The organism is Paraglaciecola aquimarina (genome assembly GCF_032464635.1).
Lineage (GTDB): Bacteria > Pseudomonadota > Gammaproteobacteria > Enterobacterales > Alteromonadaceae > Paraglaciecola > Paraglaciecola aquimarina.
Genome location: NZ_JAWDIO010000002.1, coordinates 3,399,799 through 3,423,785, shown reverse-complemented (window position 1 = coordinate 3,423,785; position 23,987 = coordinate 3,399,799). Strand labels below are relative to the sequence as shown.

The window sequence follows — 23,987 nt, the reverse complement described above, 5'->3', positions numbered from 1 at the left end:
AATTCAAGGCTAGGCGCTCCCTTATGACAATAACCACAAACGAGTCACACATACATTTAGATATTGTTGGAGGGATAGCCGGCGATATGTTTATTGGCGCCATGTTAGATGCCTTTGAACCATTAAAGGCTGATGTGTTCGCAGCCATTGAACAGGTGATTTCAAAGAATATAGGTAGGGCAGAACTCACTGCTGGTCTAAATTCAGGTATTAGTGGACTGAGATTTTCTCTTAAACTTGTCAATTCTGAAAAAGAAACAGAAGAGCATGTTCATTCTCATCCTCACCCTCATAGCTTCCATGAGCATAGTCACGACCATCTACATGAAGAGCACCTTTCTCAGCATGGTGCCGCGGACCATTCTCACGAACATAGCCACAAGACTACTTATCGGTATTTGTGCCAAGTACTAAAGACAGCAAAGCTAGACTTTGATGTGGCAAATATAGCCGTTGAGTTACTCACTATAATTGCTGTGGCTGAAGCGAAGATCCACAATAAAACCCTTAATGATGTGCATTTTCATGAGCTAGCAGATTGGGACTCATTGATGGATGTGGTCGCCGCCGCCGTCATTCTTAATGGGCTAAAGCAATGTAGTTGGAGTATCTCTACATTGCCATTAGGTAGTGGCCTAGTTAATACTCAGCATGGACTTATCCCTGTTCCTGCTCCTGCAACCGCTGAAATACTATTAGGTTTTGAGTTTTCTAATGATTCTGTGCAAGGTGAACGTATCACCCCAACTGGCGCAGCAATATTAAGGTATTTGCGTAATAACAAATTACTAATAGCCCAACCACAAGGTCGTTTAGTGGCCACAGGTTATGGCCTTGGTACGAAAATATTTCCGGCAATGCCTAATATTTTACGAGCATTACATTTTACTAAAAAGCCTGCTGATAGTGCCTTACAACAAGCGCAACAAGGCACAGTTGTTATCATCGAATTTGACATAGATGATATGACAGGTGAAGAGCTTGGCTTATCTCTTGAGTTGTTAAGAGCGCAAGATGGCGTGTTAGACGTAATAGCACAAACCGCGCGGGGCAAGAAAAATCGCTCGGTAGAGTCAGTGCGTTTGCTAGCTTCAAGTGCACACTATCAAGATGTGATAGCTACTTGCTTTAATCAAACCACAACAATAGGGTTGCGCTATCGGTTCGAAACAAGAGCCTATTTATTGCGTGAACATCTTGAGGTACAAGAGGTGGCTTACAAAAGTGTTGCTCGTCCAAATGGAGAAACCAGTTTAAAAGTGGAACATGATGAATTATTGTCGCTAGAGTCGCTAAATCAGCGTCGGACCCTAAAATATCAAGTGGAGCTACTGGCACAAAGTGATAAGCCATGAATACAGGTAAACTCAATCAACTGATTAGGTTTTTAGACCAATTTGAGCAGTTTTCTATAGCAATAAGTGGCGGCATTGATAGCATGTTGTTGGGTTATATTGGCCATCGATTTTCTACTGCAAAAATTAAAATGGTGCATGCTTATTCGCCAGCCGTACCCGAAGAAGCCTTAGAAAGAGTGAAAAAATATGCGCAAACTTATGCTTGGGATCTAAGTATTATCGACGCCAAAGAGTTTGATGACATTAACTATATTAATAACCCAGTGAATCGCTGTTACTTTTGTAAAAGTAATTTGTATACGCGAGTTGCTGAGCAAGGCGTGAGTCCCATTTTTTCAGGTACCAATGTTGATGATTTAGGCGATGTTCGTACCTGGTCTCACCGCGGCAAAAGAACAAAATGTATTACACCCCTATGTTGAGGTAGGTATCGGCAAGAAGGATATTTATGCATTTGCGAAGTATTATGGTTTAACGCAATTACATGCATTGCCGGCCCAGCCCTGTTTGGCAAGCCGAGTTGAGACGGGTATTAAAATTAATTCTGCCGACATGCAGTTTATCGATTCAGTTGAAAGTAAAGTGCGTTTGGTCTTGCCAACGTTTAAGAATATTCGATGCCGAGTTTCTCACCAGGGCATTGTAGTTGAGTTAGATACCATGCCCGAAAACGAAGTGTTTGTTTCGTTATCTGAGAGTTTGACTCATTACTGTGCTGACCAAGGTCGAGTGTTTTCTGGTATGAAAGTGTATAAAAAAGGTTCCGCATTTTTAAATGGACTCACTCATGGATAGTTTTATTTGGGATAAAGACCGAAAATCTCGTACTGGTGTAGCCGAAGCGGTGCTGTGTTCTCATAAGAGTTCACAGGATTTACAGTCGATCATTCGGTTTAATATTGAGCATACTAATAGGGTCTTATTCACCCGTTTATCTGCGCAGCAATGGGAAATTTTACCGGCCGAGCTTCAGCAACAATTAGATTATGACAAGTGTTCGCTAACTGCCATGTTAAATGTTGCAGCTACGTTAGCGCCATCACAAGAAGTTTGCATAGTGACTGCCGGGACCTCCGATTTAGCGATTGCTAAAGAGGCTCAGCGCACCTTAGCTTTTAACGGTTACCAAGCTCCCATTATTGCCGATGTTGGTGTGGCTGGTCTGTGGCGTTTAATGGATAGAATTGAAGATATTCGTCAGTATAAAATAATTATAGCTTTGGCAGGAATGGAAGGGGCATTGTTTAGTGTGCTAGCAGGTCTTGTTCGAGCGCCGATTATTGCCGTACCAACTTCGGTTGGCTATGGGGTTTCTGCTGGTGGCGAGCTAGCGTTAAACAGCGCGTTAGGATCATGCTCGCCCGGCATACTCACGGTAAATATTGATAATGGCTTTGGTGCAGCAAACGCAGCAATAAAAATCATCAATCAGTTTACTACCAGTCCGTAGTGATAAGTAGTCACTCAGAGAAAGTCTACATGGGTTTAATCAAAGCGCTTGAACTTAAGCACTTGAAAGAGGACTTTGAATGAATAACTCGTTATGTAAAAAGCAGCTAAGGCTCTTTTGAGTGCGTACAACTCAGATTAAACCCATTTAATACTCGCCTGAAAGGAATGCCCAGTGTTTTAATGGATTTTGCTCTACGTTCTCGGTATTTGAAAGAGCGCCACCATGCCTTCATGCCGACGCCTTGCTTAACACCACTGGATGTATTCAAAGCGATCACTTATCAATATGTGATTGGTATAAATTATCCACAACATAGATTTTTAGCAGTGTGTGCACCGAGTTGTAGCGCATTGAGAAGATGAAGTACTGAAATAGATGCTGTAGATAAAATTGGTACAACCGAGTGGACTCGAACCACCGACCCCCACCATGTCAAGGTGGTGCTCTAACCAGCTGAGCTACGGTTGTATTTAAAATACTTATAAAACTTGCTACAAAGATTGCCTTTGAAGCGGCGCGTATAATAACTATGCTGTTAGTGCTCTGCAAGTGATTTTTATCGATATCTGTTTGAGTGGACAGTAAATATACAAATGCCGTTGTAAAAGCAGTCAATTAGGGGCGATATTACATCGTTTGAATAAATATTGCCAAAACTGGATATGGTTTGCGACAGCTAGTTTATATTCTTCGAAACCGATTTGTGTCTGTTGTGTTAGGTAGTCTTTGAAACTAACAGACAAGTTTGGAGTATGCTGCCATTTCTCAAATATGGGGCTGAGTTGATACTGATAATGGTTTACCTTACCAGCAATAGGTTGAATTTTTTCGATAAAATATAGCATAAATACATTCGCCATATATTCGACTTTCGTTTCTGCTTTACCCGCTTTGCATTTTAGGTGTTTGTTTTGTTGTTTAAGCCAAAGCGTTGATTGGTTTAAATGTTCAGTTAATAGGGTTTGGCTCAGCCATATCTTGGCGGGTAGGGCAGCTTGCTGCAGATTTTGCAGATGAGCTTCTAGTTCTTTACTGTCAATGGCGCTGTTTTGATTAATATTAGTCAAATAAGTCAGAGCCTGTTGTGTGGCACTTAATCCCTCTTCGTATGACGTTGATAAGTAGTGTCGATTTGAACTTAACGCGTACTTAATTTCACTACTTTTTTGCAGCAAATTACTCCACACGAATGGTAGGTTTTGTTGTTTTATATGGTGCCAATTCTTCAGCTTTTGTTGTAAATCTGTATCGGAAATACGCCCAATACACCTATCTAGCGCGATCAAAACGTTACGCTCATAAAGGTAACGAGTTGAAGGTAGTTGCATATGTCCTAGACTGGTATTGCGTTCAGCAACTAAGGAATACAATGCACAAGGTTTTAGCTGATAAAATTCAAATAATTTAATGTTCGTGTCGTTTATATTCTGGCGCAAATCCGTTAGCCGAGGGTAGGGGGAGACTAACGTGCTGAAAAGTAGGTGGTGCGGTATCAAGTATGTTCGCTAAGCGCTCTTGGTAGTCGGCGACTAAATAAGGGAGCTGCTTTTGGTTGTCGCAGCCCCCCATAATGACAGGCAATAAACTAAGGAAAACCATTCTTGACAAGCGCACTGCACTTAACCTTTTGTATGGGAAGAGATGCTTCTTCCTCCATCAATCGCTAGTATTTGTCCAGACACATAGGTGGCTGCAATTAAATACTCTATTGCGTGGGCTATGTCTTCCATTGAGCCTAATCGTTGAGCTGGAATGTGTTTTAATATTTCTTCCTTATCCTCATCATTTAATGGTTGTTCTGGCCAGAGTATTGCTCCTGGAGCAATCCCATTAACGCGCACGCTGGGGGCCAATTCAAGAGCTAGGGATTGAGTCATAGTTACCAAAGCTGATTTCGCCATGCAATATACAGTATGCTGCTTTAATGGTTTAGCTGCATGAATGTCTACCATGTTTATGATCGCGCCATTATTCTTGGCTAATTCTGTGTGGCAAAACTGAGATAAAAATAGCGGGCCCTGCATATTACTCCCCACTAAACTGTGCCAGTCTTGTGGGGTAATTGTACCAATTGGTGTAGGGTAAAACGTTGAAGCGTTGTTGATTAAAATATCTAACCGACCAAATGAATCAATGGCTTGTTGGCCTACACGGTCGATGTGTGAAAGTGTCGATAAATCACCTTGCACCAGTCGCGCTGATTTAGCTCGGATGGCGTTAAGGTCTTGACATAATTGTTCTGCTTCAATGCGGGATTGGTTGCAGTGTACGACTACATTGATGCCTAATCCGTGAAGGTGTTTAGCGGTATGGGCACCAATTCTCTTGGCACTGCCAGTGATAAATGCGACTTTATTGTTCATTGATACCTTATTTAATGTTCTTCAATTAATGGCTGTAGAGGTTTACTTTGAGCACAATTTTAATGAGGCCATACACATGCCATTTTTTTCAGGGTTATATGTATAAAATAAAGCGTAAAGGATATCGTTGAATCTAATTAAAGCCCAGTAATAACCCATTTAACTGTCTATGTTTTTTAATAGAAGCTTAGCACTGTCCAAATAATTGCCAGAAAAAAGTAAAGCATGATTAAGCGTGTGGTAAAGCTGATATATAGGTTTGCGGTATTGATAGTGTTGATCGAGTGGCCAAATAGCATTGTAGCCTTGGTAAAAAGTGTCTGGAAAACGCCCAAATAGTTCTGTCATTGCAATGTCTGTCTCGCGATCTCCATAGTAAAAAGCCGGATCATATATGACCGCTTGGTTTTTAGTAAAACCCACATTACCTTGCCATAAATCACCATGTAGCATTGAAGATAAGGGACTATGTCCTGTCAGGAGTCGTTCAATAGATTGCACAATATTGTCAATGTTACCTAACGCATGTCCTTTTTCTGCTAGTAACTGCAACATATAGCCGATACGTTGTTCGGAAAAAAATAACTCCACTTCTTTTGCCACTTGTTTATCTGTGGCGTTTGTCCTATGAAGTTGTCTTCTTGCCAGCCATACATTTGTTGATGATGAGCTTGATGCATGTTGGCTAATGATTCTCCAAAAGCTCGCCATGCGTTACTATCTCCATCACTCATGTGAATATGCTCTAGTACCAAAAAGCAATGGCTTGATACGATGCCATTGCAAATGACGTTAGGCACTTTGCACAGGCTAGCTTGAGTTAAATGCTGTAAGCCTTCAACTTCAGCAAGTAAATTGGGCATGTAATGTTTGTCATTGACCTTTACAAAGTACCTGCGTTTATCGTTTGAAATTACATAAGTTTGATGGCTATCTCCGCCAGAAACTTCGCGAACGGAATCGCAGATAAATTCTTGTTGGGTACATTGGCTGATTTGCTCACTGATAAAATGCCACATAACATTCACCTTCAATTTTAATTCGTCTCTTAGTATGGTTTAAATATCTCAGTTGTATGATTAAATAAGTAATGTAAATTTGGTTTTTTATATCATTTAGTAATTAACTTGTTTGCATAGGGAAGGCATATATTTGTATAATGCCTAGCAATTGATAATTTTCGTATTTATCTATATTTACAGGCACCCACTTAGGGTGTTTTTTGTTTTTACTTCGCTGTGTTTTAGTCAGCTTAAATATTCGCACGTGGCGCTTGGTAGGTGTCACCACTGCATAAGGATTTTGATATGCCCGTAGTTACTCTCCCCGATGGCAGCCAACGCCAATTTGACAATGCCGTATCTGTTTTAGATGTTGCCAATGATATAGGCCCTGGTTTAGCCAAAGCGACAATTGCCGGTAAAGTTGATGGCGTTCGTGTAGACGCTTGTGATTTGATTGAGCAAGATGCCAAGCTACAAATTATCACTGCGAAAGATGAAGATGGTTTAGAAATCATTCGTCACTCTTGTGCACATTTAATCGGTCATGCAATTAAGCAACTTTATCCAGATGTTAAAATGGCAATTGGTCCGACTATTGATAATGGCTTCTATTACGACATCGACATGGAACATTCATTGAATGATGAAGATCTAGTACAAATCGAAAAGCGTATGTTGCAACTAGCCAAAACCAACTACAGCGTGGTTAAAAAAGCGGTAACTTGGCAAGAAGCCAGAGATACATTTGAAGCCCGCGGCGAAATCTATAAAATGCAAATATTGGACGAAAATATTGCTAAAGATGACAAACCCGCTTTGTATCATCATGAAGAGTACATCGACATGTGTCGTGGACCTCATGTGCCCAATATGAAGTTTTGCCAGCACTTCAAATTAATGAAGGTAGCCGGTGCGTATTGGCGCGGTGATAGTGACAATAAAATGCTGCAACGTATTTATGGCACGGCTTGGGCTGATAAAAAGCAACTCAAAGCTTATTTAAATCGTTTAGAAGAAGCTGAAAAGCGCGATCACCGTAAAATTGGTAAAGCGTTAGATCTATTCCATTTTCAAGACGAAGCGCCGGGAATGGTGTTTTGGCATGATGCTGGCTGGACTATTTACACTGAGCTAGAAAAGTTTGTACGTTCAAAGTTACGCAAATATGGTTACGGTGAGGTAAAAGGTCCATTAATGATGGACCGTACGCTGTGGGAACAATCAGGGCATTGGGATAAGTATGCCGAAAACATGTTCACGACTACATCCGAGAAGCGTGAATATGCGGTGAAACCTATGAACTGTCCAGGTCATGTGCAGATCTTTAATCAGGGCTTAAAATCATATCGTGACTTACCCTTACGCATGGCTGAATTTGGCTGCTGTCATCGCAATGAACCATCGGGTGCATTGCATGGTTTGATGCGTGTGCGCGGATTTACCCAGGATGACGCCCATATTTTCTGTACAGAAGAGCAGATTTTAGCTGAAGTGGGCGGATGTATAGATTCTGTTTACGAGATTTACAAAATATTTGGTTTTGAAGCCATTTCAGTCAAATTGTCTACGCGCCCGGAAAAACGCGTAGGTAGTGATGAAACTTGGGATAAGGCTGAAAAAGAATTAGCAGAAGCGTTGACCTCTAAGGGTATTGAGTTTCAGTACCTGTCAGGCGAAGGAGCGTTTTATGGGCCAAAAATCGAATTTACCTTACACGATTGTTTAGATCGAGCTTGGCAGTGCGGAACAGTGCAACTAGATTTCTCTATGCCTGGACGTTTAGGCTCAACGTATGTAGCTGAAGATGGAGAACGTAAAGTTCCGGTGATGATCCACAGAGCTATTTTGGGATCATTAGAGCGTTTTATTGGTATCTTAATCGAAGAATATTCTGGCTTGTTCCCGCTGTGGTTAGCACCGACCCAAGCGGTTATTTTGAATATTACAGATAAACAAGCAGATTATTCGCAAAAAGTACTAGAAAAATTGCAAAAAAAGTGGTCTTAGAGCAAAGTTAGACTTGAGAAATGAGAAAATAGGCTTTAAAATCCGCGAGCACACGCTTAAGCGTGTCCCATATTTGCTTGTTGTTGGCGATAAAGAGATGGAAAGTGGTGAAATTGCCGTGCGTTCTCGCAAAGGTGATGACCTAGGTAAAATGTCTATTGATGCATTTATCGAAAAAGCCATGTTAGAAGTTGACAACAAACATATCTGATTAATTTTTGGAGGAATAACATATTAAAAGCGCTAACATGAAGGCTAAAGATTCGAACAAAGCTCGAATTAATGAAGAAATTACATTGAATGAAGTACGTTTGGTAGGTAAAGATGGTGAACCTTTAGGCGTAGTGTCTATTAGTGAAGCTATGGAAACCGCTGAACAAGCAAATTTAGACTTGGTTGAAATTAGCCCTAATGCTGAGCCGCCAGTATGTAAAGTAATGGATTACGGTAAGTTCTTGTTCGAAAAGAGCAAGACACTTAAAGAACAAAAGAAAAAACAGAAGCAAATTCAGGTCAAGGAGATTAAATTTCGCCCTATGGCACTGATGAAGGCGATTACCAAGGTAAAACTGCGCAACCTGCGTCGCTTTCTAGAAGCGGGTGACAAGGCTAAAGTAACGATTCGTTTTCGCGGACGTGAAATGGCCCACCAAGAGATTGGCATTGAACAACTAAAACGTGTTCGCACAGATTTAGAAGACATTGCCAACTGCGAGTCTTTCCCAAATAGGGTTGAGGGTCGTCAGATGATCATGGTGCTTGCCCCAATTAAGAAGTAGTTAAGGTTTACAAGTAGGTCGGATTCTGCCCCCGTTCTCACCTTGCTGCTAAATATGAAACTTAAACTTGAGGTTTCTGCAAAACCAAAAAGTTTTATTAACAATGCGGAGTTTTAGCAATGCCTAAAATTAAATCCCACAGTGGAGCTGCGAAGCGTTTTAAAAAACTGCTTCTGGCCGCTTTAAAAGTAAACAGTCTCACTTACGTCACATTTTGACTAAGAAGAGTTCTAAACGTAAACGTCATTTGCGTGGCAAAAAACTAGCACATGTGGCTGACACTGCGTTGATTCAACGCATGTTACCTTACGTTTAAGAGAGGAGACTAAAATATGGCAAGAGTAAAACGTGGTGTTGTTGCACGTGCCCGTCACAAGAAGGTACTAAAACAAGCCAAAGGTTATTATGGAGCTCGTAGTCGAGTTTATCGCGTTGCTGTTCAAGCAGTAACAAAAGCTGGTCAATATGCTTATCGTGACCGTCGTCAACGTAAACGTCAATTCCGTCAGTTGTGGATTGCACGTATAAACGCTGCCGCACGTCAAAATGGTATGTCTTACAGCCGTTTCATTAACGGTCTTAAGAAAGCCTCTGTCGAAATTGATCGTAAGATCTTAGCCGACATTGCGGTACATGATAAAAACGCATTTAGCGCATTAGTAGATGCTGCTAAAGGTGCATTAGCTTAATTTTTTTAATAAACAGTTTTAAGTTCTTTCAGGAAACGGCGAGCATGATGCTCGCCGTTTTTCTTTCTGTAAATTACTATTTTGAACCCTATATTGTGGCGAAAGTCAGTGCAATCTAGGTTTAATTTTCCAATCTCTTTGTTTTCATTCCTGTAAACTAATATTTATATACATTTTAATAGCTTAGGGTGTTCTGACCGTTGGGTTTTTGATGTAGAATGTGCGGCTATTTTACTACTTATTTCTAAGATTGGGCTGGTTTCGGCTGACTGCGATCTAAGACTCATTAATTTACATCGGGGAATCTATGGATCTCGACACTATTATTACGCAGGCCGCAGAACAAATAAATGCTGCGCAAGACGTGAATGCGCTAGATGCTATACGCGTAGAGTTCATGGGCAAAAAAGGCCGCATGACTGAACTACTTAAAGGTTTGGGCAAACTGTCGAATGAAGAACGTCCTGCTGCGGGACAAAAAATCAATTTGGCAAAGCAACAAATTCAAAAATTAATTCATGCTCGAGGTGAGTTATTACGTGAGCAGGAATTAAATAAAAAATTAGCTGGCGAAAAGATTGATGTGACGGCTCCAAGTCGCGGTTTAGCGCGAGGTGGATTACACCCTGTTACACGGACTATTAACCGCATTGAGAGCTTTTTCAATGAACTTGGCTTTACCGCTAAAACGGGCCCTGAAGTGGAAGATGGTTTTCATAACTTTGACGCATTAAATATTCCTGCTAATCATCCAGCGAGAGCAGATCACGATACGTTTTATTTTAACCCTGATGTGATGTTACGCACACAAACCTCAGGTGTACAAATTAGAACGATGGAAGTTGAACAGCCGCCGTTACGCATTATTTCTCCTGGCCGAGTGTATCGAAACGATTATGATCAAACCCATACCCCAATGTTTCATCAGGTAGAGGGATTGATGGTAGATAAAAACGTTAGCTTTGCTGAACTAAAAGGCATTTTGCACGATTTCTTGAATAATTTCTTTGAACAAGATCTGCAAGTACGTTTTAGACCTTCATATTTTCCTTTCACCGAGCCGTCGGCCGAAGTGGATGTCATGGGCAAAAATGGTAAATGGTTGGAAGTGTTGGGCTGCGGAATGGTACATCCTAATGTTCTTAAAGCAGTAAATATTGATCCTGAGGTGTATACCGGTTTTGCCTTTGGTATGGGGGTTGAACGATTAACTATGTTGCGTTACGAAGTAAACGATTTACGCGCATTTTTTGAAAACGATCTTCGTTTCCTTAAGCAATTTAATTAGGTCGAGCCAAGAATATGAAATTTAGTGAAAAGTGGTTAAGAGAGTGGGTTAATCCTAGTATCTCAACAGATGCGCTATCTGAGCAGTTAAGTATGGCGGGTCTAGAAGTTGACGGTGTGGAAGCAGTTGCTGGGCAATTTGCTGGTGTTGTTGTCGGAGAAGTCGTCGAGTGTGGCCAACACCCAGATGCAGACAAGTTACAAGTGACTAAAGTGAATGTCGGTGACGATGAACTCGTCGATATTGTTTGTGGCGCGCCGAATTGCCGTCAAGGTCTAAAAGTGGCTGTCGCCAAAGTTGGAGCGGTATTACCGGGTAATTTTAAAATTAAGAAAGCAAAATTACGTGGCCAACCTTCATTTGGTATGTTGTGTAGCTTTTCTGAGCTGGGAATTTCTGAGGACTCTGACGGAATTTTAGAGTTACCGTCAGACGCTCCAATTGGCCAAGATGTCAGAGAATATCTATCGTTAGACGACGTTACGATTGAAGTGGATTTAACGCCAAACCGTGCCGATTGTTTAGGTATGAAGGGCTTGGCTAGAGAAGTAGGTGTATTGAATCAAGCAGCGGTTACAGAGCCTGAAGTGCATGACGTAGCGCCCGACATTACCGATACTCGTAATATTCAATTAGTGGATCCCGAAGCCTGCCCACGTTATTTAGGCCGAATCATTAAAAATATTAATCTTAATGCAACAACGCCACTTTGGATGGTTGAGAAGTTAAGGCGTTCCGGGGTACGAAGTATCGACCCAGTGGTCGACGTTACAAATTATGTGTTGTTAGAGCTTGGCCACCCGATGCATGCTTTTGATAACGACAAACTGGAAGGGGATATTATTGTTCGCCTAGCCAAACAAGATGAAAAATTAACCTTGTTAGATGGCAATGACGTGTCGCTGCACAGCAATACGCTTGTCATCGCTGATGCCAGCAAACCTTTGGCAATGGCAGGAATATTTGGTGGACTTGAGTCCGGTGTAACTTCTGCGAGTAAAGATATATTCTTAGAAAGTGCCTTTTTTGCTCGAGACGCCATCATGGGTAAAGCACGCCAATATGGTTTACATACCGATGCATCTCATCGATATGAACGTGGTGTTGATCCTGAACTACAACGTACTGCGATGCAACGTGCTACATCTTTATTGCTGGATATTGTTGGCGGTCAGGCTGGGCCGATCGTGGAAGCAGTAGAGCAAAAATATATACCACAAACACAAGAGGTTAAACTAAGGCATAGCCGTTTAACTAGCGTGTTGGGGATAGAAATATCTGCCGATAAAGTATCAGATATTATTCAGCGTTTAGGTTTTTCTATGAGCTTAGAGAATGATGTGTGGCAGGTTTCTGTGCCTCCATATCGTTTCGATATCAGCATAGAAGAAGATTTAATAGAAGAAGTCGCCAGAGTATATGGTTACAACCAAATACCTAATATTGCACCTGTATCGACTCTTAACATGTCAAAACATGAAGAACAAAAAGTCGAATTAAAACAGTTAAAAAGTGTATTAGTAGAGAGCGAATTTCAAGAAGCGATTACCTATTCGTTTGTCGACCCTAAAATTCAGTCAATGCTGTATCCAGAGATAGAAGGGTTAGTATTACCTCATCCTATTTCATCTGAAATGTCAGTGATGCGTGTCAGTTTATGGACGGGTTTGTTACAAGCGGTCTCTTATAACCAGAAGAGACAACAAGGGCGAGTCAGGTTGTTTGAGTCGGGTTTGCGTTTTATGCCCGATCACTCAGAGAAAACTGGAGTACGTCAAGAGTTGGTGTTAAGTGGTGTTGTGGCCGGTAATCTTGCCGAAGAGAGCTGGGCGAGTGAAACGCGTGCGGTGGACTTTTTTGATGTTAAACGGGATGTTGAGAATGTACTAAATAGTGCCGGCGTTACTGATTACCATTTTGTCGCGTCTGAACATAGTGCATTACATCCAGGGCAAAGTGCTGCTATTTATCGTCATGATCAGTTGTTAGGTCATGTGGGGGCGGTACATCCAAAATTCGAAAAACCTTTAGGGTTAAATGGTCGTACTTTTGTATTCGAATTGGAAATTAGCGCTCTTGGAGTTAAAAAATTACCTATTTCTGAAGAAATTTCAAAATTTCCTGCAAATCGACGTGACATTGCAATCGTAGTAGACGATGATAAAGTAGTTGGCGAAATTTTGACATGTATCAAAAAATTTGGCGCAAATCAATTAGTTGGCCTAAACTTGTTCGACGTGTATAAAGGGCAAGGAATTGCAGAAGGTAAGAAAAAGCTTGGCAATATCACTAATCCTGCAGGATAAAACCAAAACGTTAGAAGAAAGTGATATTCAAGCGACAGTCGATGGAATATTGGCCGAGTTATCAGAAAAATTTAAAGCATCTTTGAGGGATTGACGATATGGCATTAACCAAAGCCGAAATGGCGGAACATTTATTTGAAAAGTTGGGGCTAAATAAGCGCGATGCTAAAGAGCTTGTAGAAACATTTTTTGAAGAAGTGCGTGAGGCCCTAGAGTCAGGCGAACAAGTTAAGCTCTCTGGTTTTGGTAATTTTGATTTGAGACAAAAGAATGAACGGCCAGTAAGAAATCCTAAAACAGGAGAAGATATTCCAATTAAGGCACGCCGAGTGGTGACGTTTAGACCAGGTCAAAAATTAAAGAGTCGCGTTGAAAGTAGCAAACCTGCAGAATAAAGTTATCTACAACAATTAAAAGATAATAAAAAACCGGCTAATGAGCCGGTTTTTTTGTTTATCTATGTATTTAACCTGAATTCTGGATAACGCTTTTTCTGTGTCTAGCGGCGTTGGATTGTTCAGCAATAAACGTTATTACTTACAACAATCCGCCTTGCTATACACGAAAAATTTCGTTACCGAATAACATTTAGCTCAGGTTATTTAGATCAGTTTACAGTACTGATACCAAAGCTTTAGCTAGGGTATCGACGTTAGCTTGGCTGATACCTGCAATGTTAACGCGACTTGAACCAACAAAGTAAACACTGTGCTGATCTCGTACAGCTTGTACTTGTTCAGGTGTAATACACAAGAATGAGAACATTCCTTTTTGTTGTTTAATAAATTCAAAATCTTTCTGTGCGCCATATTCATTTAATTTGCTCACTAAAAGACCACGTAGATCATGCATTCGAGTACGCATTGCTTCTACTTCAGCCATCCATTGGGCGCGCAATGTGTCATCATTCAAAATAATATCTACCAAGGCTCCACCATAAGAAGGGGGCATAGAATATATACCACGAGCAATAGCTTGAATTTGTGTTTGTATTGCTTTGCGAGCGGTACTATTTTCCGTCACCATAACCGCAATACCAACTCTCTCGCGGTACAAGCCAAAGTTCTTTGAACATGACGCGGCAATAACGACTTCTGGAAGGTTATTAACCATCAGGCGCATTCCGTATGCGTCTTCTTCTAAGCCATCGCCAAAACCTTGATACGCAACGTCAACAAACGGAATAAAGCCAGTTTGTTGAGCGGTTTCCAACACCACTTGCCATTGATCTTTGGTTAAATCTGCACCTGTTGGGTTGTGGCAGCATCCGTGTAATAAAACTACATCGCCTTTCTTTACTTGCTTAAGGCAATCAATCATAGCGTCAAATTTTATGCTGGCACTATCTTTGTCAAAATAGGGGTAGGTTTCTATTTTTAATCCGGCATTACCAATTAATGGAATGTGGTTAGCCCAAGTAGGATCACTCACCCAAACAGTCAAGGTGTCGTCACAACGCTTGATCAATTCGGCTAGTATTCTCAGTGCGCCACAGCCCCCAGGGGCTTGAACGGCGGCAACTCTATCAGCCAATAGCACTGGATTATTTTTGCCCAGCATTAGCTGCAACATACCATCAATGTAGCCTTGCACACCTTGTGGGGTAATGTAAGTTTTTGAATCTTCTTTTTCCAGCAGAATTGTTTGTGCTTTAGCTACAGAACTTAGAATAGGCGTATGACCCTGTTCGTCTTTATACACTCCAACACCTAAATCTATTTTATTAGGATTTGTATCGGCTTTAAAAGCAGTGGATAAACCTAATATAGGATCGGCGGGTAGCTGAGGCAGTACTTCAAACATGATGTTCCTTAATGGTAAAAGTGGATGACTGGGTTAACATGGCATTATGCCATTAGTATTAAAAAATTCGAGTTAAATTCGCTCTATTTTATATTGAAATGGAAGCTTTGTTCAGATACGCACTGCGCTTTGTTGTTGTAGGTCCGTTCGTACCAATTCACCTTTTGATTATTGTCGACAGTCAATATGGTTGATGAGCGTGTACCATACTTTTCGCCAAGTATAAAAATGGGTGACAAACGTCTCTCTTGTTCAATCGGGATCCCTGTTTGGGGCAGGTGCTCGTCTTGGGCTTCGGTACTATCAAGCAAAAGTTCAAATAGCGCGTCTGAGCGAATATTTGATTGATTCAAACAAAGGTCTTCTAGTTTACCTTTACCTTTGTTCATTTTAGGCCAAGTGCTATCTAGTTTTTCATTGGACAGTCCGTGAATGCCAGAGTGCAATGGCGCTAATTGGTCAAAATGATTATTGTAAACGTGTAAATTATCCCATTTGCCATATAACAAATTGTAGCCGTTGTATTTTTCTTTACTCTGAGTAAGGGTTTGCAGGTAATTATCCGCTGAATTTAGCAGATAATTAGACACTAATTCCCCACGACTAATGGCCATAGGGTTGATTCGCTCAGGATTGCGTATATTAGTAAGAGCCGCTATATGGCCATGACGATTTATTCCCATCCAGGTACCGCCAGCTTGCTTATCTTGACCTGCTAAAATATTACTATTATCTGGCCAAAATGCAGACTCTGCTGTTTCTCGATTGAAAAACTCATCTCGATTGGCGGCTATGATGAGTGGGTAATCTTGGTGCTTATTAACGGCTACAAATAAAATGCACATAATGATTAAGTTTCTTATTTTTTAGTCATTTTTTAAATCATCAACATGCTCAAATAAGCTCTCAGCATGATCCACAAATTTTTCTGACGAAACAGTCCCCGTAATATTGTATATAGGGGCCAGCAAAGTCGGGTTATATTTAGGGCGGCTATTAAAACCATCATCTTTCAAATAGCCTAAAGCTAAGATGGGTACTAGTACAATTGCTGATGCGGCCGCTGTAATCATGTTGCGGATCTTATTCGGTTGATGGAAGGCGATAAACAGGCTCAACCAAATAAATGTGATCACAATTGCTGCAAAGATGAGTAATTCTAACCAACTAAACCAGCCACCAGGATGGATATTAAATATGACGATATTTTGTAATAAGCCAAGAGCGTATATGATTAAACTGGCAATTAAAGTAAGGTTGAGTTGATTGACTAAATTACTTTCTTTTTTGGAAATCTTGGCAATACCTGCAATGGCAAAGGGCCAAATACAAATTATTGCTAGCTGACTGAGTTGGGATGGTAAAACGGAGATTAAATTGAAGTCATCAATACTATTAACGTATTTAGAAATGAGCATGTATGCCAAACAAACTACAGTCAAGAAGACCGTTAACATGACTCTGTTCAGCCAGTTTAAGTTCTCTTCTAGCTCGCTTAATGGCATGGCTACGGGTAAGGCGACTTTAGTATCAATTATCCTTAAACGAGTTCTGCCAATTTTAATAATGTCATTTGATGTCAAGTTAGTTTGTTTAACATACTTATTGTTCACTTTTATGCCGTTGATTGATTGGCAGTCATTTACCACCAATTGACCAGACTCAGGATCAATTGCCACTAGCATGTGGCTCGGGCATATATAAGGATCATCAAGCCTCAAATCATTGTTAAAGTCTCTACCTACACATACGTAGTCTTGATCAAACTTAAAATGTTTAAGGGGAATATTTTTACGGGATAAAAGCTCTAAAACTATTGCCATTCAATTGAATCCATAAATTTTTTAGTAAAGGTTTGGGCCGAATCTTTTGCTACACCAGCTAAGGTGAAGTGACTAATTAAGCCACTATTGTCGTGGTCAAGAGTGGCAGAAACGAATAGTACGTCGTACAACTTGTCAAATTCTTTGTAACCCCTTAAACATAAAATTGTTTTACTGGAAACCCCGTGTATGTTAGTAACTTTATCTTCTTGGCATTGGTAGTTAGTAACATCAACTTTACCTGCTTTATTACCTGCACCCGCGCCAGTGATACTATCTGTGTAAAAGGCGTAAAACCTATGTTGACCTAAAGATTTTCCGTCTAACCATTCGAACTCTAACTCGACTCCGCCAGTATTCAGACCAGAATGTAAAAATATTTGCTCATCAATGCGGCAACGGTTTTCAACTGACAAAAATAGGGCTTCTTTATTGTTAGCGTTAGAATCTCCCCAGCAAGAGACAAACTCGGTAATTTGAGATGGAATTGATGCTTTGCCTAAACTAGCGGTCTTCCAGTTCTGATTTTTGAGCCGTGAAAACAGTCGTTGTTGATTGGCCATTAGCTGTTGCTGGATCCTCGGTTTTAACTGCTGGTTAGATAAGGGGTGCTCATGTTGACTAGACAAAAGATCAGTTACTTTGGCAAGAGGAATCAAAAAACCAATTTGATTGCCTGCGGTAGCCACATTCACGCCCATTACTTCTCCAAGGCCATTGACGACTGGTCCGCCACTCATACCAGGATTGATCGAACCAGTGAAATGAATACGCTGATAAAAGCTGTTCTTTTTAAGACCGTTAAAAGTGCCCGGAACCACGATCATACCCAAATCGTGAGGATTACCTAAAGAATAAATATTGCTGCCTTGTTCTGGCAGGGATGATGCTATTGGAAAGGCACTTTCTTCATCAGATAATTCAACTTTGCGCACCAGCGCTAGATCATTAATAACATCTAAATCGACCAGTTGTAATTGACCTTCATGACCAGACTGATCCATATATTCGATACGAAATTTCTCAGGATAATAGATGTATTCAGAAACCACGTGGTAGTTAGTCACTATGTTGCCTTTTTGATCAACCTGAAAACCTGAACCTATGGAGGATTTGTTACCAGATTCTAAATCAATGATTTTGATTTGATATAAAGCATTCTGATACTGTCCAAAAAGGCTTTGGGCTGTTTGTTGACTATATGCCGAGGCGCAAACTACACACAACAAAAATAGTAATATTCTCAATATCTGTATTCCAATATTTCTAGGTTAAAAACTAAACTTAAGGACGATAGTGTAAAGTGACCTGCCGAAGAATGAAATGATTTCAATGTATATAGTTGGTTTCTTTACCTATTTTTTAGTTCAGATATTTCAATTGTAAATTATATGTAGTGTAGATGTAGGGGACTGGTTAATTTTGCTGTTGAAACGTTTTTTATTATAAGAAAAAACAGATCGAGTTTGGTGTTCGCTATTATTTGGGTAACAATAGGTATTTATGAACTTATACACTCGAAACCAGTAGAATCGCAGAGTGACTATATACGACTGAAAACTCAAGAAATTGATGTGTCTAATTCCTTGAGACGAATGAAAGTAGTCAACAAAGGTGTTGTTTTATTGCTGGTGAGTATTCATCATGCCTTGGATAGTGTTAGGCGGTTGGTTATTTAGATTTAGGCGTTGCAATAACGCTGGAGACGAAGATTGAAAAATAAAGGTTTTACCACTCGGTTAGTGCATGCTGATCGATTATTGAATAATCCAGAGCATGGGGCTGTTCATCAGGCCACGAATAATTCAGTATTATTCGAATTCAAAGAGGCTCAAGGTATAGTCGATGTATTTCAGGGCAAACAAATGGGCCATGTATATGGTCGATCTTCCAGTGGTTCTGCTGCTGCGTTACAAAATATACTCAATCATCTTGAAGGTGGAGTAGGGGCGGTTACTTTTGCTACAGGTATGGCAGCGATAACTGCTGTGATGATGAGCCTTTTTAAAGCAGGTGACCACATAATTGTTAGTCATTTTTTATTTGGTAATACACGAAGCTTAGCTGAAACTCTCGAATCATTGGGCATTGAGTTAACCTTTGTTGATGTGACCGATGTACAGAATGTAAAGCAAGCATGTCGCGCCAACACTAAGGCTGTTTACCTTGAAACCATTGCTAACCCCGTCACTCAAGTGGCAGATTTACGAGCAATTGGTCAGTATAGCCAAGAAAATAGCTTGTTGTTTATAGTCGACAGTACTATGACGCCGCCTAATGTTTTCGATGCAAAGTCGGTGTTCGCTTCGTTAACTGTCAGTTCATTGACGAAATATATGTCAGGTCATGGCAACGTACTGGGGGGCAGTGTTGTGGATACTGGGCTATTTGATTGGTCTACATTCGATAACATATTAGACATCTATAGAGGCGCTGATAGTACGTTGTGGGGACTGACTCAAATCCGTAAACGAGGCCTCAGAGACATGGGGGCAACGCTATCACCAGAAGCTGCCCATGATATCTCTATCGGTTTAGAAACGTTAGTTTTGCGTACCGATAAAATGAACGACAACGCTATGTGTTTAGCCAATTACTTGCAAAATCATGAGAAAGTGAGCTCGGTTTATTATCCTGGATTAGCAGCTCATCCACAGCATTATTTAGCCAGAGAACACTTTTCGGGCTATGGTGGTATTTTAAGCTTTGATTTACTTGACGGCATTGACCCAATTGCATTTCTGAATGCCTTAGAGTTAGTGATTTGCGCTACCCATTTAGGAGACACTCGAACCCTCGCATTGCCAGTTGCATCAACGATATATTTTGAGACGAGTGCCGAGCAAAGGGTAGAAATGGGCATCAATGACAACATGATCAGAATGTCGATTGGTATTGAAGACAAAGGCGATCTCGTCGCCGACTTTGAACAAGCGTTTAGTCGTTTTTAAGCTTTGCCTAAGCTTGGAGGCATTGTTTAACCCTAGCTGGTTACAGATCTGTAAACTAGTTAGGTATGAATAACCTAAGCTCTCGGTAACGCTCTTTTTGTGTCTAGCGGCGTAGTATTGTCTATCAATAACACGTTATTACGTACGACAATCCGCCTAGCTATGCACGAAAAAGTTCGTCACCAAGTGAACATTGATACGCGGTTATTTGGACAAGACATATTAAATCATTGGATTATATTGATATGGTTTAGCTTAAACGATACTGATTATCTAGAACTCTGATTATGAATACTAAAACACAGTGATGTGACAAGAACCGCCCTTAATTTTATAACTTGACTGGGCGTCAAGCTATTTCATAACTGGTGGTGATTTCTACTTTGCCACTCAACATTAGCATCACAGAGCAGTACTTTTCTGCAGACAACTGTACCGCTCTAGTTAGGTGCTTTTCGCTTATATTGTTGCCTTTTATTTGGTAGTGTGCATGAATTTTAGTGAATACTCTTGGGGCTGTTTCGGCTCGTTCGCTAGTTAATTCACATACGCAGTCTGTCATGTCTTGTCGGGCTTTTTTGAGTATTTCAACTACATCAATTGATGAGCATGCCCCAACAGCAAGCAGCACAGCTTCCATCGGCGACGGTGCCTCTCCATTGCCATCCATTTCCAATGTATGCCCAGTGTTGGTTTCACAACTAAATTTCATATCTTGTTGCCAAGTCACTTTTGCTTGCATGTTTACTTCACTTTTATTGGTATATGAATTGGTACTACAACCCGTAACCCTTGGCCATAAACACAGCGGTCAAAGGGATGAGTATTAAACACAATAACTCTGCACGAACCGTGTTAACGACTCTTTTGGGAATGTTAGTGACCGCTTGTTTCGCTCGGTTGGCTTTAACGATAAAAATTGTTGGGTAGATAGACAATATGCTCATCACAAAAAACAAGGTGACTTTTAAATGAAAAAGACCGTTTGCGGAGTAAAACGCTTTGGGTTTACCAACCATAAACCACAACGTTAACCCTGCTAAGAATACGATTAACGCGCTTGTACCATACACGCGATCTATTTTAGCGAGTTTCTGCATTTGCTGAACGTTGACTTGGCCAACTAACAACATGTGTTTTGAAACTAACGTGCCTGCTAGTATTATTATGCCAAGAAAATGAAAATACCTAACAATCGCCTCGATCATAGTTAACTGCCTATTATTTGTTTTCAACTAAGGTAATTTTGCTTTTGTCTAATAAAATACGTTTTTGTTTGTACAGTGAACCGAGTGCTTTTTTGTAGGCGTTTTTGCTTACATTAAAGCGTTTTGCAATTTCATCTGCTGCACTTTTATCGGTCAATGTCGACAAACCGTCGTGAGCGATGAGGTCTTCGATAATCTGTTCTTCAAGGGTATTTCGTGCGCTAGGATCATGAAACTGAAAACAGAGATTTATTTTTCCGTCTTCACGAATCGACTTGATATAGCCTTTCATTGAATGGCCAATTTTAATAGGTTTAAATACTTCGTCTCTAAACAACAAGCCCAAGTGGGAACCATTAATAATCGCTTTGTAACCCATATCTGTTTTACCACAAATGAGTAGTTCAACCTCCTGTTTCGGCTCAAAAGTGCCACCTTCTTCGCTTGACTCTTCATACAGGAAATCGCTGAGACGGGTAGATGCAGCCAGACGTCCAGTTTCCTCATCACAAAATACATAAACTACATATGATAATCCCTCAGACATGGGATAAGCTTGTTCGCTATAGGGAACCAATAAGTCTTTCTCTAAGCCCCAATCGACAAACACACCTACTTTTGAAATGCTCACTACTTTCAAATAGGCGCAATGATCAACACATACCTTAGGACGTTTAGTTGTCGCGATAATGCGATCGTCACTGTCGTGATATATAAATGCGTGAACTTTATCCCCCACTTTACATCCTAATGGTGCATTTTTGGTTGGCAGTAAAATTTGCCCTTTGTCTTGACCATCAAGGTAAAAACCAAAAGGCACTTCATTGATGACTTCTAGGGAGTGGAACATTCCGACTTGTAACATAGTGTGGCATTTTTCTATTTTTGAATACTTGTGGCTATTGTAACTGATTACAGCTAAGACCAATAAGCGAATAACAACAAAAGTGTATTTTGTCGGAATATATTAGTCATTTAGTTGATTGTTTCATGGCATAATCTTGTTCTATTTTAATTGACTGAATTGTATATTTTATGGGCGCTAGCACGGATATTGTTTTTCTAAATGGAGAATTTATGGCTATGGGGGAAGCAAAAATATCGCCCATGGATAGAGGGTTTCTATTTGGCGATGGAATTTATGAAATGGTGCCGTCATACGGCGGTCAGTTGGTTGGTTTTACTCTGCATATTAAAAGGATGCAACAAGGTCTAGCGGCTATAGGCATTCAATTAACTCAAAGTGTGGATGAATGGCGTGAGATTGCCGAAAGTTTAATCAGTAAAAATGGTAGTGGTAACTTAGGGATCTATTTACATGTTAGCCGTGGGGCAGACGTCAAACGATTCCATGCTTTTCCAGATAATGTAACGCCAACTGTGTTTGCCTTTGCATTTGAAATACCTGCCGCCCCTGTCGCAGATAAAAATCTAACTAAACAATTTAAGGCCAATACAGCACAAGATCTACGCTGGAAACATTGTGATATTAAATCTACTTCACTATTGGGAAATGTGATGCATTTTCAGTCAGGCCAAGAGTCTGGTGTGAACGAAACTATTTTGTATAATGCCCAAAATGAATTAACGGAAGCCAGTTCCTGCAACGTGTTTGTAGTGAAAGGTACGCGCGTCATGACGCCGCCATTAGATAAGCAACTTTTGCCAGATATCACCCGTTATATGTTACTCGACATTTTACGTCAAGAACCAACTTTAGCCGTTGAAGAAAGAGTGCTGAGCATGGATGAAGTGCGTAATGCAGACGAGATTTGGGTGACCAGTTCAAGTAAGGAAATTGTGCCTGTAGTTGAACTTGACGGTCAACCTATTGGTAATGGCAAAGTGGGGGACATATGGCAATTGGCCCAGTCTTTATATAGTAAAAATAAATTCAACTACTAACATTTATGTCTCGTCCAACAAAAATAGTAATCGACTTAGCAGCCATTCGTGCTAATTGCCAGTTAGCCCAAGCTTTGGCTCCGCTATCTAAAACGCTAGCAGTAGTTAAAGCAGACGCATACGGACACGGTGCTGGGCCTGTGGCTAAGGCTCTTGCGCCATTAGTTGAAATGTTAACTGTTTCTTGTTTAGAAGAAGCGTTAATATTGCGCCAAGCTGGGATCAAAAAGCCCATTTTGTTACTTGAAGGCTTTTTTAGCACAAGTGAAATAAACATTGCCATTAATAATGACTGTGAATTTGTGATCCATAGCATTCGACAGGTTGAGCAGTTATTGACTGTTTCTGCTGTACGGCCTGTTAAGGTTTGGTTGAAGATTGATACAGGCATGCATCGTTTAGGTTTGTCGCCGGAAGATGCGGCAACTGTTTATGGGCAGCTTCAAGGTGCAACCAATGTTGGCGATATAGCTATTATGAGCCATTTTTCTTGCGCGGATGAACCAAGTGCTGATTATACAAAGAAGCAATTAGCAATATTCAATCAATGCGTCATTAAATTAAGCAATAGTAGTGGGGAATGTAGTATAGCCAATTCAGCGGGCATTTTGGCATGGCCAGAGAGTCGTTTAAGTTGGAATCGTCCCGGTATCATGCTGTATGGTTTGAGTCCATTTTCCGAAAGCCAAGATAATGCTGATAAATTAATTCCAGCAATGAATTTTGAATCTGCAGTCATCGCGCTAAGAAAAGTAAAGGTGGGGGAATCGGTTGGCTATGGCAATACATGGACGGCTCAACGACCTTCGATAATTGCGACAATAGCCGTGGGGTATGGTGATGGCTATCCAAGAAATGCTAGAACGGGAACGCCGGTACTGATAAATGGACAACGAGCAGCGTTAGTTGGTAGAGTTTCTATGGATTTAATAAGTGTTGATGTGACAGAGTTAGATCCTGTTCAAGTGGGTGATGGTGTCGAGCTGTGGGGAAAAATTTGTTAGCCAACGAAGTGGCGAATTGGGCTGATACCATTGGTTACGAGCTCGT

Annotated in this window: 21 protein-coding genes, 1 tRNA gene and 4 pseudogenes; 14 read left to right on the top strand and 12 right to left on the bottom strand. The window is 40.6% G+C overall.

The annotated features are described in order from the left end of the window. Window positions 1-23: 23 nt before the first annotated feature. From larC to larB, 4 genes are read left to right on the top strand one after another with little or no spacing between them, the layout of a single operon-like run. Window positions 24-1,355, top strand: a complete 1,332-nt coding sequence (gene larC / locus RS130_RS17010; protein ID WP_316026919.1) for a nickel pincer cofactor biosynthesis protein LarC — start codon at window positions 24-26, stop codon at window positions 1,353-1,355. Further along, on the top strand, window positions 1,352-1,780 hold the full coding sequence (locus RS130_RS17005) for an adenine nucleotide alpha-hydrolase family protein (protein ID WP_316026918.1): 429 nt from the start codon (window positions 1,352-1,354) through the stop codon (window positions 1,778-1,780). The genes larC and RS130_RS17005 overlap by 4 nt, the downstream gene beginning before the upstream one ends. Continuing rightward, window positions 1,722-2,153 carry an adenine nucleotide alpha-hydrolase family protein gene (locus RS130_RS17000; protein ID WP_316026917.1) on the top strand — a complete coding sequence of 144 codons (432 nt, stop codon included), beginning with the start codon at window positions 1,722-1,724 and terminating at the stop codon, window positions 2,151-2,153. The genes RS130_RS17005 and RS130_RS17000 overlap by 59 nt, the downstream gene beginning before the upstream one ends. Next, on the top strand, window positions 2,146-2,808 hold the full coding sequence (larB, locus tag RS130_RS16995) for a nickel pincer cofactor biosynthesis protein LarB (protein WP_316026916.1): 663 nt from the start codon (window positions 2,146-2,148) through the stop codon (window positions 2,806-2,808). The genes RS130_RS17000 and larB overlap by 8 nt, the downstream gene beginning before the upstream one ends. A gap of 394 nt (window positions 2,809-3,202) precedes the next feature. Here larB and RS130_RS16990 read toward each other — a convergent pair. The 5 genes and pseudogenes from RS130_RS16990 to RS130_RS16970 form a co-directional block, all read right to left on the bottom strand. Beyond that, window positions 3,203-3,279: transfer RNA gene (locus tag RS130_RS16990), tRNA-Val, on the bottom strand. Window positions 3,280-3,422: 143 nt separating this feature from the next. Continuing rightward, a complete protein-coding gene (locus tag RS130_RS16985; RefSeq protein WP_316026915.1) occupies window positions 3,423-4,247 on the bottom strand; it encodes a DUF3080 family protein in 825 nt (274 codons plus the stop codon). After that, window positions 4,216-4,425 (bottom strand): hypothetical protein, encoded by a 210-nt coding sequence (locus tag RS130_RS16980; RefSeq protein ID WP_316026914.1) that lies wholly within the window; start codon window positions 4,423-4,425, stop codon window positions 4,216-4,218. Before RS130_RS16980 ends, RS130_RS16985 begins: the two co-directional genes overlap by 32 nt. 5 nt (window positions 4,426-4,430) lie before the next feature. Further along, window positions 4,431-5,174, bottom strand: a complete 744-nt coding sequence (locus RS130_RS16975) for a pteridine reductase (RefSeq protein ID WP_316026913.1) — start codon at window positions 5,172-5,174, stop codon at window positions 4,431-4,433. Window positions 5,175-5,333: 159 nt separating this feature from the next. Then, a pseudogene (locus RS130_RS16970) lies at window positions 5,334-6,193 on the bottom strand (fructosamine kinase family protein). 288 nt (window positions 6,194-6,481) lie between these two features. Between RS130_RS16970 and thrS the strand changes: the two are divergent. The 7 genes and pseudogenes from thrS (at window position 6,482) to ihfA (ending at window position 13,642) form a co-directional block, all read left to right on the top strand. Next, a pseudogene (gene thrS, locus RS130_RS16965) lies at window positions 6,482-8,396 on the top strand (threonine--tRNA ligase). A gap of 37 nt (window positions 8,397-8,433) precedes the next feature. Further along, entirely contained in the window at window positions 8,434-8,964 is a 531-nt protein-coding gene (infC, locus tag RS130_RS16960; RefSeq protein WP_316026912.1) for a translation initiation factor IF-3, read from the top strand. Window positions 8,965-9,083: 119 nt separating this feature from the next. Next, window positions 9,084-9,280 (top strand): annotated as a pseudogene (gene rpmI, locus RS130_RS16955) (50S ribosomal protein L35). Between the two features lie 16 nt (window positions 9,281-9,296). Continuing rightward, window positions 9,297-9,653, top strand: a complete 357-nt coding sequence (gene rplT, locus RS130_RS16950; RefSeq protein WP_235310367.1) for a 50S ribosomal protein L20 — start codon at window positions 9,297-9,299, stop codon at window positions 9,651-9,653. A gap of 307 nt (window positions 9,654-9,960) precedes the next feature. Then, complete coding sequence (pheS, locus tag RS130_RS16945; RefSeq protein WP_316026911.1) at window positions 9,961-10,941, top strand: phenylalanine--tRNA ligase subunit alpha; 981 nt, start codon at window positions 9,961-9,963, stop codon at window positions 10,939-10,941. Window positions 10,942-10,955: 14 nt separating this feature from the next. Next, window positions 10,956-13,341, top strand: a pseudogene (gene pheT / locus RS130_RS16940) (phenylalanine--tRNA ligase subunit beta). Window positions 13,342-13,345: 4 nt separating this feature from the next. Beyond that, the gene (gene ihfA / locus RS130_RS16935; RefSeq protein ID WP_316026910.1) at window positions 13,346-13,642 is read left to right on the top strand and encodes an integration host factor subunit alpha; all 297 of its coding nucleotides are present in this window, start codon (window positions 13,346-13,348) and stop codon (window positions 13,640-13,642) included. A gap of 217 nt (window positions 13,643-13,859) precedes the next feature. On the opposite strand, the gene RS130_RS16930 is transcribed toward ihfA, so the two are convergent. From RS130_RS16930 to RS130_RS16915, 4 genes are all read right to left on the bottom strand, one after another. After that, window positions 13,860-15,050: an amino acid aminotransferase gene (locus tag RS130_RS16930; protein ID WP_316026909.1), complete on the bottom strand. Its 1,191-nt coding sequence runs from the start codon at window positions 15,048-15,050 to the stop codon at window positions 13,860-13,862. Window positions 15,051-15,133: 83 nt separating this feature from the next. Beyond that, entirely contained in the window at window positions 15,134-15,895 is a 762-nt protein-coding gene (locus RS130_RS16925) for an NRDE family protein (RefSeq protein WP_316026908.1), read from the bottom strand. Between the two features lie 21 nt (window positions 15,896-15,916). After that, a complete protein-coding gene (locus RS130_RS16920; protein ID WP_316026907.1) occupies window positions 15,917-16,873 on the bottom strand; it encodes an FHA domain-containing protein in 957 nt (318 codons plus the stop codon). Further along, window positions 16,864-18,120 (bottom strand): S1 family peptidase, encoded by a 1,257-nt coding sequence (locus RS130_RS16915; RefSeq protein WP_316026906.1) that lies wholly within the window; start codon window positions 18,118-18,120, stop codon window positions 16,864-16,866. Before RS130_RS16915 ends, RS130_RS16920 begins: the two co-directional genes overlap by 10 nt. Before the next feature lie 465 nt (window positions 18,121-18,585). On the opposite strand from RS130_RS16915, the gene RS130_RS16910 reads away from it, so the two are divergent. Further along, window positions 18,586-19,824 (top strand): cystathionine gamma-synthase family protein, encoded by a 1,239-nt coding sequence (locus tag RS130_RS16910; RefSeq protein WP_316026905.1) that lies wholly within the window; start codon window positions 18,586-18,588, stop codon window positions 19,822-19,824. 349 nt (window positions 19,825-20,173) lie between these two features. Here RS130_RS16910 and RS130_RS16905 read toward each other — a convergent pair whose 3' ends face one another. From RS130_RS16905 to RS130_RS16895, 3 genes are read right to left on the bottom strand one after another with little or no spacing between them, the layout of a single operon-like run. Further along, entirely contained in the window at window positions 20,174-20,566 is a 393-nt protein-coding gene (locus RS130_RS16905) for an OsmC family protein (protein WP_316026904.1), read from the bottom strand. 34 nt (window positions 20,567-20,600) lie between these two features. After that, a complete protein-coding gene (locus RS130_RS16900) occupies window positions 20,601-21,032 on the bottom strand; it encodes a DUF2214 family protein (protein WP_316026903.1) in 432 nt (143 codons plus the stop codon). A 13-nt stretch (window positions 21,033-21,045) separates the two neighbouring features. Continuing rightward, window positions 21,046-21,897, bottom strand: coding sequence for a CvfB family protein (locus RS130_RS16895; RefSeq protein WP_316026902.1), 852 nt, complete (start codon window positions 21,895-21,897; stop codon window positions 21,046-21,048). Window positions 21,898-22,067: 170 nt separating this feature from the next. Here RS130_RS16895 and RS130_RS16890 point away from each other — a divergent pair, with 170 nt between their 5' ends. After that, complete coding sequence (locus tag RS130_RS16890) at window positions 22,068-22,937, top strand: aminotransferase class IV (RefSeq protein WP_428982797.1); 870 nt, start codon at window positions 22,068-22,070, stop codon at window positions 22,935-22,937. A 5-nt stretch (window positions 22,938-22,942) separates the two neighbouring features. After that, entirely contained in the window at window positions 22,943-23,941 is a 999-nt protein-coding gene (gene alr / locus RS130_RS16885; RefSeq protein ID WP_316026900.1) for an alanine racemase, read from the top strand. The last annotated feature ends 46 nt before the right edge of the window (window positions 23,942-23,987 follow it).